The organism is Thalassoglobus sp., from assembly GCF_048270125.1.
Lineage (GTDB): Bacteria > Planctomycetota > Planctomycetia > Planctomycetales > Planctomycetaceae > Thalassoglobus.
The window spans coordinates 24,480-37,355 of record NZ_JBLWTN010000009.1; the positions used below are offsets into that span (position 1 = coordinate 24,480).

Consider the following 12,876-nt stretch of genomic DNA (forward strand, 5'->3'; position numbering starts at 1 on the left):
AACAGTAATTTTCTCAGAATCGCAACAGAGAATGATATTCGGAACGACCGTTAATGAGTTCGAAAGAAATTGAAAACTTGCCGCAGGCTTCCCAAACTTCCTGCTTTGAATGTGTCAGGTTTCTGAGTGTGCAAAATACGTTGCCTCTTAGTTCTGATTGTGCAGATTGTTATGAAAAACGCGGCTTTACTGGTTCTCGCGACGATTTTCCTGATCACCCTGGTTGGTGTCCTGATTCATGACCAACAACCCGTTGCGGGGAGTGAAGCTCCTGATCTCACCACTTCTGTTAATCCGGATCACGAAGGGGCCAATGGGGATCAGTCAGCTGAGGGTTTGTCGCAGAGCCCCCCTGATCAAGAAATTACCTGGTCGACAAAGTCCGGGGAAATGCAACGCTCTCCGAACTCGATTCCGAAACCTTATGAGCCGGGAGTTGTCCACCTGGGACCGGGTGCGTCACTCGGTGGGAAACTTCCATTTCCCAAGGACAGCCCATGGAATCAACGAATCGACACCGCACCAGTCGACCCACTTTCCCGGACGCTCATTTCGAGTATCGGTATTACAAAGAACCTCTTTCCGGCTTTCGGATCAGGGACTTGGGAAGGCGCTCCGATCGGAATCCCTTATGTCGTGATTTCCTCAACTCAACCTTCGGTTCCCATTGTCTATACAGCCTACGGCGATGAAAGTGATCCCGGCCCCTATCCAATTCCTGCTGATGCACAAATCGAAGGTCATCCGAACGAGGATGGTGACCGACATGTCATCGTCATCGACCGCGATAACTGGAAGTTGTACGAACTGTTCCGAGCGTTTTCGATTGGAAACGGTCAACTCTGGCGGGCTGAGTCAGGCGCGATCTTTGATCTTGCTCAGCATCCGAGTCGGCCTGTGGGCTGGACGAGTGCCGATGCCGCCGGGTTGCCGATTTTTCCAGGCCTTGTTCGCTACGACGAAGTGATGGAGCAGAAAGAAATTCGGCACGCTCTCAGGTTCACGGTCAACGACACACGACGTGCCTTCGTCCCTCCCGCAACTCACTGGGCGTCGCGATCCAACGATCCACGCTTACCGCCAATGGGGATGCGCGTTCGACTTCGTGCGAACTATGATATTTCAGACTTCCCTCCCGAGGCACAAGTTATCCTGAAGGCTCTCAAGAAGTACGGAATGATTCTCGCCGACAACGGAGGTGACTGGTACATTTCCGGAGCTCCCGACCCGCGCTGGGACAATGATGCACTGCACACCCTCAAAAAAGTACAGGGCAAAGACCTCGAAGTTGTTTTGATGGAAAACCTCGTCGCTGAATAAACAGCGACTGGTCTCCCGATTGGTCAGCTGGAACTCGCGATAGAGCTTCGACTCCAAACTGAAGCACGAAGTGCTTTCTGAACGCCCATCTTGGCGTGTGAGCAGTCTCTCCCGTGGGCCACACGGGAGAGCTCGAAGACCAGGGTTAGGTTTGCTCTAGCTATTGCAAACGACTCAAATGATCCGGCAAACTGTGTCGATGGCGTCGCCGGAGCGTTGCTGCACTGTTGCTGCACTGTTGCTGCACTGTTGCTGCGCTGCTGATGCACTGGAAGGATCAGCGGACTCGATTTCTGGGTCAGCTGTGCGCCGGCGGAGACGAGAATGATTTGACGATGATGTTGCGGGTGATGTCGCCTTCGAAACATTTCGGAATGAGTTTCAAACGACATCCCAATTCTGAACAGGTCTGGAGTTGAACGGAAATATTCCATGAACGGACTGGCGGTGGCAGACTGGTTGACACTGGGAGCGTACTTGATTGGAGTGACGTTTCTTGGGATCTGGGCCAGTCGACAAGTGAAATCGATGTCCGACTTTGTGATGCCCCGCAAGTTCGGCAAGCTGATGATGCTGATGCACGGATTCGGGACCAGCACTCATTCTGATCAAGCGGTGAGCGTGGCTTCGAAGTGTTACACAAGCGGGCTTTCTGGAATCTGGTATCAGTGGATGTGGCTGTTCGCGACACCCTTCTTCTGGCTGATTGCCCCAATGATGCGGCGGTTCCGGGCGCTCACAACAGCAGATGTGTTCGCTGCACGATATTCGCAATCGGTCGCAATTTTGTTTTGTGTGTTCGGACTGGCAAAATTTGTCGTCACCATCGGCAACATGCTGAAAGGCTCTGGCGAAGTAATCGAAGCCTCTACGGGAGCGTTGATATCATCAGAGGCGTCGATCATCGTCATCACGATTCTGTTTGTGGTCTACGGTCTTGCCGGTGGGCTCCGGGCTGCGATCATTACAGATTTTATTCAGGGAATTTTGACTCTACTCTTTTCGTTTCTTCTTCTTCCGATTGTGTTGCACGCTGTCGGTGGGATCGCCGGAATGAAAGCGTCGTTTGCAGAATTGACTCCAGGGAAAGACATGATGTCTCTCGTGACTCCCGGAGAAATTGGTGTTTTTTATATCTCCATGATCGCCCTGAACTCGCTTCTGAGTGTGACGGTTCAACCTCACAATATGGGAACCTGTGGAGCGGGGCGCACAGAAATCGACGGCGCTGTCGGGTTCATGGGAGGGACATTTCTGAAACGGATTTGCACCGTGGCCTGGTGCTTGACCGGACTCGCCGCATACGTCTACTACAAAGGGAATATCGAGAACCCTGACCACGTCTATGGAACGATGGCTGCTGAATTCTTACCGACGTTGCTGCCCGGTTTACTCGGATTGTTTCTGGCCGGGCTGTTGGCGACAGTCATGGGGTCGTGCGACTCGTTCATGATCTCCGCTTCAGGGCTTGTCAGCGAAAACTTTTATCGTCCTGTTTTTCCTGATCAGAGTGAGCGTCATTACCTATGGGTTGCGCGGTTGTCTGGTCTGCTCGTTGTACTCGTGGCGATTGCGTACGCATATTGGTTGAGTGATGTCATCGCCGGGTTAGAGATTTTGTGGAAGCTCAATGCGGTGATGGCTCCTGCATTTTGGCTCGGTGTCTTCTGGCGCGGGGCGACTACAGCGGGGGCCTGGACAGCGACTTTTTTGACAGCATTCACCTGGTGGATCACCGGGCTCTCTTCGACAGCAATCGCGATTGCCCAAATTCCAGTTGTTGAATCGCTTGGCATTGTGGTCGAGAAGAACAGCGAACTGATGATCACAATTCCCTGGCAAATGCTCGCCTATCTGACAGCCGGTTTCGCAGGCGGGATTCTTGTCAGCCTCTTCACGCGAAAAAATGATCCGGAGCAACTCGAACGCTTCTACGAATTGATGCGAACACCTGTTCAGGAAAATGAAGAAATTGAAACTCCCTGTCGACTCCCGAGTGGAGTAACCCCCGCACCACGTCACGTTTTCTTCCCAGAGACCTCGCTGGAGCTTCCGATTCCAACCTGGCGTGCCATCTCCGGCTTCCTAGTTGGGTGGTTCCTTGTCTTTGCAATTATCGGCAGCGTTTGGTGGATTGTTTCGTAGAGAGTTCAAAACGGGAAGGCTGGGGACGTCGCCGAGCGGGGCTTGGCGTGAATAGACCAGAACATGGAAAGTTCGTTAAGATGGCATTGTGTTGAGTTGCAGCCAATTCAATATCAAATTTCTGTTCTGCTTTATTGGAAGTCGTCTCTGCATCTGCGAAAGTGACATTCACAAGCACGACAAGCATTGAGAATGCTCCATACGACGAGGCAAGAGCCGTACATCACTTCCGACAACACTCTGATTTTCCGCGAAGCAGTCTCCACAAGAGTCGTCGATCTGAAATCGATTCTGGTTTTTAAATGAACAATCCACAGCGTGCAGCGTTACAGCTTTTGAAAGACTGTCAGTCCGCAGGTCTGACTCATCTTCCGTTGCCAGTTCCTCTGGATGAACAGGCAGAATCGGTACAAGCCGCTACGGAGCAAAGTCCGGTCGTTCAGGAACCGGTCGTTCAGGAAAATGTTGCTCCAGCAGAGGTCGCAGTCGCTCAGGAAGCTGCTCCTTTGCCTGATTTAGAAGTTGCGAGTGTGGAACAAGATCGAGAATCTTTGCTCACTGAACTTGCTGCTCGTGTTGCGAACTGTACTCGCTGTCAGGAACTTGCATCAACGCGGACGCAAACTGTTTTTGGAGTGGGGAACCCTGAAGCGAAAGTCATGTTCATCGGCGAAGCTCCCGGAGCTGACGAGGATCGACAAGGCGAACCGTTCGTCGGGAAAGCTGGACAGTTGCTGACAAAAATTATCGGAGCTTGCGGCTGGACGCGAGAAGAACTTTACATCTGCAACATCCTTCGCTGTCGACCACCGGGAAACCGGAATCCGACATCAGAAGAGGCGAACAATTGTCGAGAGTATCTGGATGGACAAATTTCCATCGTCGATCCCGACTACATTGTCTGCTGGGGGGGAGTCGCGGTGAATAATTTGCTCGGCGTGGAATCTCCTGTCGGCCAGATGAGAGGGAAGTTTCATCAACATGGTCGCGCCAAAGTTTTGTGCACCTATCACCCATCCTATTTATTGCGAAATCCGTCCGCCAAGAAACCGGTCTGGGAGGACATGCAGTTCCTACTCGCCGATATGGGGCTGAAGCCTCCCCAAGGCTAGAACTGATCCTGAAACTTGAAATTGCTCTCTCAAATGTTGAGGAAAGCGGCTACTCCAGAGGTTTTCGGACTGGTTCTAACCAAAGGCTTTGTTGAGCTTTGGACTCTTGTGATTTGATGGCTCTGGCACTCTCCTTGGCATGAAACGAAATCGAATCTGAAAGCACTTGTGCAGGAGAGTCCATTCGTGAGTGTTACAGTTGTCTTGATGATTCCAAGGAGTCAATCAGTGCGGTTTTATGTAAAATGTCATATTATCGTTGCATCTCGATATCCACTGTCATCACAATGATGCTCGCTAGAGCAGTTTGCTCTGCCGTGTGACTCGTGGCGAGCCGTATATCAAGTCGTGAAAGTGATTTTCACGGGCACGACAAACTGTGAAAATGTTCTCAGGTTGTTGGACAGGCGAATCGAATCGCCCACAACAAAATTGAATCAATCATCACCCAGCAGGTCGTGTTCATGACGAAGTTGTTTTTCCTTGGTTGCCTTACCCTCTTTTGCTTCTCTCCAGTTGTTGTCTTTGCTGCCGATGGGAAAGATGGCCCCGTTTATACCAACCCCAATGAAGTCGATTCGGACTACGCTTATCAGGGGGAATACCGGGGATGGCAGCGGTCACGCCCATCTGCTCGCAGTTCCGAACCGGTTGCGGTTCAGGTGATTGCGATGGGAGAAGGAAAGTTCGCTGCGACGAAATACTACGGTGGACTTCCCGGAGAAGGCTGGTTTGGCGGAACTCGTTATGAATTGACAGGTGAGATGACTGGAGATGTCGTCACGTTTCATAGTGACCAGTACGACATTATCGTCGATAAAGAATCTGCAACGATTATGACCCGAGATGGTCGACGAGCAGGTGAGTTACAGAAGATGCACAGAGTCAGTCCGACAATGGGCGCACAACCACCAGCAGGCGCGATTGTCCTGTTCGATGGAACGAACACAGACCATTTCAAAAACGCAAAGATCACGGAGGATGGCCTCCTGATGGCGGGGACGGAAACGAACGTTGGCTTTCAGGATTTCCGACTGCATGCGGAGTTTCGATTGCCGTACAAACCGATGGCACGAGGCCAGGGACGTGGCAACAGTGGGTTCTATCTTCAAAGTCGGTATGAAGTTCAGGTTCTCGATTCCTTCGGTTTAGAAGGCATCGAGAACGAGTGTGGTGCGCTCTACAAAACACGACGCCCAGACTTCAATATGTGCTTCCCACCGCTAGTGTGGCAAACTTATGACATCGACCTGAAGTCCCCTAAGTTCGACGAAAACGGAAACAAAATCGAAAACATGCGGATTAGCGTTTGGCATAACGGAGTCCTCATTCATAACAACGCCGAAATTCCTCATAAAACTGGAGCCGGAAAACCGGAAGCCGTAACTCCATTGCCAACAAAGCTGCAAGACCATGGAAATCCGGTTGTCTATCGAAACATCTGGATTGTTCCAAGGCCTCAAACAGCACAGACTGATCGAAGTTGGGTGAAGCTTCCTGTGCAAGCGGCCCCAGTTCCAATCTACCAGGCAATGAGTCGCTGAACATAAACGGTATCACTACTGATTGCACTGACCTTGCAAGGTGCTGAATTAAAAGAAAGAGCCTGAAGCATGGACGTGGATGTTTCATTTGTGATCCCGGCGCGTGATGAAGAATTGTTGATCGCTGCAACAATTCAATCGATTGCGAGCGCTGTCTGCGAATGTCAAATCACCAGCGAAGTGATCGTCGCCAACGATGCTTCGAAGGATGCCACAGCCGAGATTGCGAAAAGTTGTGGCGCGAAAGTGGTCGATGTCGAACTCCACAACATCGGTGCAGTTCGTAATGCTGGCGCCGAGGTGGCGACGGGACGCATTATCTTCTTCCTCGATGCCGATACGCAGTTGCCAGCGAAGACTCTGGCAGCTGTTCTCCTCGCTGTTGAAAATGGAGCGGTCGGTGGAGGAGCAAGTGTGGAATTTGATGAGGGGATCACGTGGTTCCAGCGGAAGCTTTCTCACATCTTCCTGTATTACTGGCAAGGAATTGGCGGCTGGGCTGCCGGGTGCAGTATCTATGTTTTACGGTCGGTCTTTGAAGAGATCGGTGGTTTCGATCCTCAGCATTTTGCAGCTGAAGAGCGTTTTCTTTCCGAAGCGATTCGGAGGCAAGGGAAGTTTGTGATTGTCAAAGAGCCGGTTCTGACCTCAGCTCGAAAACTGCGGATCTATTCAACTTGGCATCTCCTTAAAGTTGCATCCCATGCCATGTTCATCAAACGGTGGAAGCTTCGTGACCGGTCCGGGCTGGAAATTCTCTATGATGCCCCGCGCGAAAAAGAAAAAGAATAGTCAACGCTGGCAGGCCCGAACCCTTTCCTGAATTATTGGCTCATTCTAGAACACATTTGTGATGACCTTGTCTGTGAGGTATCTCGGTGAACGTCTTTTATCAGGGGAAATACAGTACACCACGAGACAGGACGCGTACAATAATTCCGGAAATGCTCTAAGATGGAAGCTCTCCGATCCCGAAACGAACGCTAAGCAATCATGGCCAGTAAAAAAGCAAAGAAGAAAAAGAAGGAAGCAGAAGATCCGAACTCTCGGACAGTCTGCCGGAATCGACGTGCGAGTCACGATTATGAGATCATTGATGAGTTGGAGTGCGGCATTGCCCTGATGGGGAGTGAAGTCAAAAGTATTCGCAACAATAAAATTACGATCGATGAAGCGTACGCCAGAATTCAAAAAGGGGAGCTTTGGCTACTGAATTGTGATATCGCTGAATATCCACAGGCGACGTATCTGAACCACGAACGGCGCCGTGAACGCAAGTTGCTTCTCAAACGAAGAGAAATCCGCAAGTTCGCAGAATCCGCAGATCATGACGGCATGACGCTCATTCCGCTGGCAGTTTACTTTCGCCGCGGGATCGTCAAGGTTCTTATCGCGGCAGCCAAAGGTCGCAAGCTATACGACAATCGTGAGAAGAAGAAGAAGGATCAAGACCGCAAAATAATGCGAGATGCAGTCCGCAAACGCTATTAAGCAATGCTTGTTGGGTGTCCTCGGAGCTTCAGCCGATGAGGCTGGCTACCTACCTGAACAGTTGCAGGTTTTTACCCGTTGTTGAAGATGCGGAAGACTTTTTCGAATCTCCATTCGACGGAGATTTTGCGACGGTCGACTCTTCGAGTTCTTCGATGAACTTCAGATGGGTCAGCCGAGGCCGGAAAATGACCATCAGCAACAAAGGCACATACCAGAGTAAGTAGACTCCACCCTTCTGGGTATACCAAAGCTGTGTGCCGATGATGGCCGCTGCAGATTGAGCCAGCAGGACTTCAACATTGCGTCGGCGAGGCCAGATCGTCATGAAGATGAGCATAATGAAGTACGATGCCATCACAGGCCAGCGATACGGTGAAACGTAGTCGGCGTCTTTCCAGAATCCGGGTGAAAATTCCTGATTCGAAAGTGCAGTCAGCGGGACGTTGATCGTGCCGATGGTCTTTTCAAAGAACGAATCTGAATCCTTCGATGTAAAGGCCAGGCTCGCCAATAAGACTATGGCGACTGCAACCAGTGCCATCACAAATCGACCGGCACGTTTGCGACCATAAAAAGCGGCCCAGAGCGGCAAGAGAAATACCGGAAACAGAAGTGTTCCACTGGCCAGGCCGAGGAGAACACCGGAAACAACTGGCTTCCGAAACGCAACGAATGCCCATGTGACCAATGCCGCTGGCAAGACATGGTTGAATTCAGCAACATTATAAGCGGTACAGGGTAGCAGTAGATACAGCGTCGCCATGGCCAAGCCGATGCTCTTGTCTCCGAACAAATTTCGACCGACAAACCATAATCCGCTGATCACAGCTGCGTGTGCGAGAATCGCTAAAATACTCGGGGCGAGGTCATTAAAGATCAGTTTCAGAATGACGACAAAGATCGGTGCAGCAGGCCCACCGGTAGAGAATTCCTCTTTGGAAATCTTGACCGGGTCAGTCGCTGTCAAATTCATAATGTAATCGGCTTGAGCGATCGTCTCTTCGGTCTCTTGTGGAAGTGAGGAAGTGATGACCTGGGTGAACAGGAATGCACAGACCGAAAAGAAAAGAAACGCCATCCCATGTGTATTGAGGTTCTGTCCCAGGTAGGGACGCCGACTCAGGATCGGATCAAAGAACATTCGTAGCAGGAAGACACATGCGATGACAAAGAGCCACGCATGACCGATCGGTGAATCTTCCTGAGCTGCCACGAACAGCAGTCCAGGAGAGGCAGAAAGTAAGAGCGCAAGATCTAAGTTTCGAAGCGAAAAGATTCGCATAAAGCGAAAATAGATCGCAACGATGAGCAGGAACGACAGGTAAAACCATGTCGCCTGATTCATGCTGTAGCTGGGCAACAGAAAGTCCATAGGACAGCTGCCTTTATTTCAACAAAAAAGTTAAACGTCGCATGCTCAACAATGCTTGCATCACAGCGGGAAAACTTATTTTGCACACTCTGGAAACCAGAGCAGAATTACTTTCCTCACGTCATGAAATTCATAGACGCGAGGAAAACCCACTTCTGTCTGGAACACGAACACATTGTCTTTTCGAATGAAAACCGGAAAGAATGAGGTGAATCTGAAACAACATAAGGCTGGTGAAACCTATCAAAACTGTAGAAAACAACCCTGTTGCACTCAGCCGTATTTAGCGACATCACAGCCACTTTTTCAGATTTTCGAACCGATTCTTTCGGCTCAGTTGCATCACCATTCGTTCCCCAACCAAGGATGATGCAGTCATCGCCATCTATCCAACGTAACAAGATCCATACTGAATTCCAAACAAATTCCGGATCGTCACCAGAAAAAGTAGATCAGTGTTGATTTATCTGTAGAAGTGCTTGTTACTTTTTGGTCGCTGTTACTGGTGTCGGCTGAGTGAGATAGCTGAATAGATCAAGAATCTCCTCTTTGGTCATCTTTTGTGTGAGACCGTCCGGCATGATCGATGTTGTCATTGCTTTCAGTATTTCGATGTCGTCTCGAGAGACCACTGTGACCTGGTTATTCGCACCACGCAGGGTGACTCTGGTCGGAGTTTGTTCCTCCAGTAACCCAGTCAGGACACGTCCATCTGTTGTGAGCAACTGGAATTGAGTGAACTCTTCGCGAATCGCTGCTGAGGGATCAACGATTGCCAATAGCATGAAGTCAAGATTGTCTCGTTCGTAGCCAGTGAGGTTTGGTCCGGTTTTTCCGCCGTCATCAAACAGGGTGTGGCAGGTAGTACAGTGCTTTTTGAATAGCTCACGACCTTGATTCACATTCCCGGAAGCACCTTCTTCCTTCAGAAGTGCCAGTAAGCGCGCGATTTCTTTCTGTTTTTCTGCTGGAGTTGCGCGAACACTGCCCCAGTACTTTTTGACGAGTTCCTGAATTTCGGGATCGGGATGAAGCTGCATTTGCTGAATGACATCGAGTGAGACCGTATCGGGCTTAATCCGGAAAGCCTCGATTTCTGCCAGGAATCGTTTTGTCCATTCCGGTCGACTGGCGAGTACACGATGAGCAGTCGAGCGCAACCCATGTTCATCAGGTAAAGATGAGTGATAGCGGGCGCAGATTGTTTGACCGATTTTGGGATCTGAATAATTCATCAGCGAGAGCATCGCAGCATTTTTGATGGCACTGGAACGCGAACTGGAGATCAGGCCAAGTAGAGTCGAGACGCAACTTGGTTGTTCAACTTCTCCAAAGATCTGAATCAATGCAATTCGCTTTGAGTTGTCTTCTTTCTCATTACGAATGACAGCCAGGGCTTCCTTGAGAGCATCCGCTTGGCCGAGACGAATTCCGAGAGCCAAATCAGACTTCCCAAGCGAGCCTTGGTACGACTCAATCTCTTTGCGAAGTCCTTCTGGCAACTTGGCAATATCACGACCTTGATACGCTTCAAGAAACCCGGACATGAGCTTGCTACGGTATTCGGCGTTTGGAGCCATTTTTAAGAGTTGTTCACAAGCTTGAAGTCCAGCTAATTTCTCAGCGGCATTTCCCGGTGCGTATTGATCCATCGCAAAGCGCTGCATCAATCGAGGCAAAACAGTCGATTCGAAAATCGGTTCGTTCCAGATTTCGTCATCTTCCAGGAATGAGACAAGCTGCTCGCGAGGAGTCCGTTTTGAAATAGGATCGAGATGAACTCCGATTTGCTGATTGTTGTTCATCAGTGAGGTCCCGGAATGACCTTCTATCGCCCACCAAGTAAGGAGCGGCATATGCGGGTCGTCCGCGTCTTCTGTATGTTTCAGTAATGCTCTCAAAACAGGCAAGGCGTATTCGGTGTTGATGCGCCGAGCTGTGGAAGCAAGCTGTGAGCGAACCTGAACGTAAGATTCCTTCGTTGCCAGTTCTGCTAAAGCAGCACCAAGTTCCGGAGTCACTTGACGATGGTCACCAAGGAATCGGACTGACCAGCGACGGACATCTGGATCTTCGTTTTTGAGTGTTGCAGCTGCGAGTTCTGCGTCAAACTCACCTGCCCAGTGCAGTGTCCAAAGAGCTTCGAGTGCTGTCGGATCGCTCGTGGATGTCATTTGTTTCAGCTTGTTGACTGTCGCCTCCCGTGCGGTTTTGTCTTGTGCAAGCAAACGGTCTCCGAGGACGCGGACCGATGTTTGTCGCCACCATTTGTTGGTGTGTGAGAAATGGTTGATGAGCTCATCGTCAGTCAGCTTGGTGAGGTCGGTTTTTCCAGTGAGTGGTTTCGCATCTTTCGATTGGATGCGATAAACCCGTCCGCTCCCCTTGTGCCAGTTGTCGCGTGGGTCGACGTGTGAAAGTCGAGTGTCGTACCAGTCTGCCAGATAGACGGCTCCATCTGGTCCGACTTTGACATCGACAGGTCGAAACCAGCGATCTTCAGTTTCCGCCACGTTCGGCATGTCGACTGTGCGGTAGGTGGAACCGTTTCGTGAAACTTCGCTCGCCCAAACACGGTTATGCAACGCGTTCGCTGCAATGACATTTCCGTTGTATCGCTCTGGAAGGGTTCCCCCTTCGTAGATCACGAAGGTCTGTGGGAAACGATCTTTATCCCCCTCGTGAAGCATGTGTTCAAAATATCCGAACGCGAAGGGATTGGTTAGCGGACCATGTTTTCCCCAGTTCTTTGAGCCGTAAGACCCTTGAGGATAATACATTCCGCGAGTGTTGCCATGGTTCGTTCCGGAGAAGACACGGCCGCGCCCGTCAATCTCTGAAGAGAATGTATTGCCGCCACCCTCAGCGTAAATTTCAAAAACTTTCGTGTCCGGATGATAGCGCCAGATATTCTGGCCTTCCCATTGGACATTTTTGTTCACTTCAGATGAAACGTTTCCTGTCGTAGTGGACCCATTGGCAGCGTAAAGCCAACCATCCGGTCCCCAGCGCAAGCTGTTGGCGATCGAGTGTGTATCCTCAAGCCCAAAACCAGACAGCCGAACTTCTGGGTCTCCATCGGGAATGTCGTCACGATCGGCATCCGGGTAGAACAGAAGGTACGGAGGATTGATGACCCAAATTCCCCCATGTCCGGTCACGACAGAAGAGGTGATGTTCAGACCTTCGATCACGTTCTTGCTGCTATCGTATTTGCCATCGCCGTTCGTGTCTTCGTAGACGGTGATGAGATCTTTACCTTTGACGTGATTTGGCGGAGCTTGTGGGACCTTGTCAAAGACCGCTCGCAGGTACTGGTCGTACCGAATGACCTTGAGGCCTTCTGGAAACGGGTACTGTAGATATTGAACAACCCACAATCGTGCACGATCGTCAAAGTGCATGAATAGCGGTTGCATGACTTCCGGTTCTGTCGCAACGAGTTCGATCTTCAAATCGTCCGGCAGCTGAAAGAGTTTGACAGCCTCATCCGCAGGTGTCGGAGCACTATCGTCTCCGATCACTCCTTTCCCCTGGAAAGATTGAATCACCCGTTCAACTTCTTTGTTGCCGGCAAGATTTTCCTTGAAGCGATCTCGTGAATCTTTCTCCTCCTGAGCGAAACTCAGTTGAATCAAGGTGCAAAAGCAGGCAAGTGAGAGTAGAGCTCGAACCAAAATAGCAGGTCGTTTCATCAGTCCATCCGCAAAGCAAGAAAATCAGTCAAGGTGAGAACCTTGAGAATAGCTGAGAGGACCAGTGAAGAAAAGCTGACGTCTGAATTCTAGAGCAGTTTGCTCTACCGTGTGCCCGTGAAGAACGCATTTCTCCAGTAAAAATGCTGTTCGCCACAAGGCAGAACCTGCAAACCAATTCGAAAGATGCTCTA

At 50.4% G+C, this 12,876-nt stretch carries 8 protein-coding genes; 6 read left to right on the forward strand and 2 right to left on the reverse strand.

Annotated features, from left to right (window positions below; all coding sequences use genetic code 11):
* The first annotated feature begins 171 nt into the window (after positions 1-171).
* The 6 genes from ACN0YR_RS12560 (at position 172) to smpB (ending at position 7,612) form a co-directional block, all read left to right on the forward strand.
* Positions 172-1,320, forward strand: a complete 1,149-nt coding sequence (locus ACN0YR_RS12560) for a hypothetical protein (RefSeq protein ID WP_417849578.1) — start codon at positions 172-174, stop codon at positions 1,318-1,320.
* A 432-nt stretch (positions 1,321-1,752) separates the two neighbouring features.
* Complete coding sequence (locus ACN0YR_RS12565) at positions 1,753-3,465, forward strand: sodium:solute symporter family protein (RefSeq protein ID WP_417849579.1); 1,713 nt, start codon at positions 1,753-1,755, stop codon at positions 3,463-3,465.
* A gap of 302 nt (positions 3,466-3,767) precedes the next feature.
* Entirely contained in the window at positions 3,768-4,577 is an 810-nt protein-coding gene (locus ACN0YR_RS12570) for a uracil-DNA glycosylase (RefSeq protein WP_417849580.1), read from the forward strand.
* Between the two features lie 464 nt (positions 4,578-5,041).
* On the forward strand, positions 5,042-6,121 hold the full coding sequence (locus ACN0YR_RS12575) for a 3-keto-disaccharide hydrolase (RefSeq protein WP_417849581.1): 1,080 nt from the start codon (positions 5,042-5,044) through the stop codon (positions 6,119-6,121).
* A gap of 69 nt (positions 6,122-6,190) precedes the next feature.
* Positions 6,191-6,913 carry a glycosyltransferase gene (locus ACN0YR_RS12580; RefSeq protein ID WP_417849582.1) on the forward strand — a complete coding sequence of 241 codons (723 nt, stop codon included), beginning with the start codon at positions 6,191-6,193 and terminating at the stop codon, positions 6,911-6,913.
* 201 nt (positions 6,914-7,114) lie between these two features.
* Complete coding sequence (gene smpB, locus ACN0YR_RS12585; RefSeq protein WP_417849583.1) at positions 7,115-7,612, forward strand: SsrA-binding protein SmpB; 498 nt, start codon at positions 7,115-7,117, stop codon at positions 7,610-7,612.
* 49 nt (positions 7,613-7,661) lie between these two features.
* On the opposite strand, the gene ACN0YR_RS12590 is transcribed toward smpB, so the two are convergent.
* Together ACN0YR_RS12590 and ACN0YR_RS12595 are read right to left on the reverse strand one after the other, a co-directional pair.
* Complete coding sequence (locus ACN0YR_RS12590) at positions 7,662-8,987, reverse strand: hypothetical protein (protein WP_417849584.1); 1,326 nt, start codon at positions 8,985-8,987, stop codon at positions 7,662-7,664.
* A 482-nt stretch (positions 8,988-9,469) separates the two neighbouring features.
* Positions 9,470-12,682, reverse strand: coding sequence for a PVC-type heme-binding CxxCH protein (locus tag ACN0YR_RS12595; protein ID WP_417849585.1), 3,213 nt, complete (start codon positions 12,680-12,682; stop codon positions 9,470-9,472).
* Between the last annotated feature and the right edge of the window lie 194 nt (positions 12,683-12,876).

Excerpts from the sequence above, each read along its gene's own strand:
- ACN0YR_RS12580 (WP_417849582.1), top strand. The coding sequence starts at position 6,191 with ATGGACGTGGATGTTTCATTTGTGATCCCGGCGCGTGATGAAGAATTG.
- ACN0YR_RS12595 (WP_417849585.1), bottom strand. The coding sequence starts at position 12,682 with ATGAAACGACCTGCTATTTTGGTTCGAGCTCTACTCTCACTTGCCTGC.
- ACN0YR_RS12570 (WP_417849580.1), top strand. The coding sequence starts at position 3,768 with ATGAACAATCCACAGCGTGCAGCGTTACAGCTTTTGAAAGACTGTCAG.
- ACN0YR_RS12575 (WP_417849581.1), top strand. The coding sequence starts at position 5,042 with ATGACGAAGTTGTTTTTCCTTGGTTGCCTTACCCTCTTTTGCTTCTCT.
- ACN0YR_RS12590 (WP_417849584.1), bottom strand. The coding sequence starts at position 8,987 with ATGGACTTTCTGTTGCCCAGCTACAGCATGAATCAGGCGACATGGTTT.
- ACN0YR_RS12565 (WP_417849579.1), top strand. The coding sequence starts at position 1,753 with ATGAACGGACTGGCGGTGGCAGACTGGTTGACACTGGGAGCGTACTTG.
- ACN0YR_RS12560 (WP_417849578.1), top strand. The coding sequence starts at position 172 with ATGAAAAACGCGGCTTTACTGGTTCTCGCGACGATTTTCCTGATCACC.
- smpB (WP_417849583.1), top strand. The coding sequence starts at position 7,115 with ATGGCCAGTAAAAAAGCAAAGAAGAAAAAGAAGGAAGCAGAAGATCCG.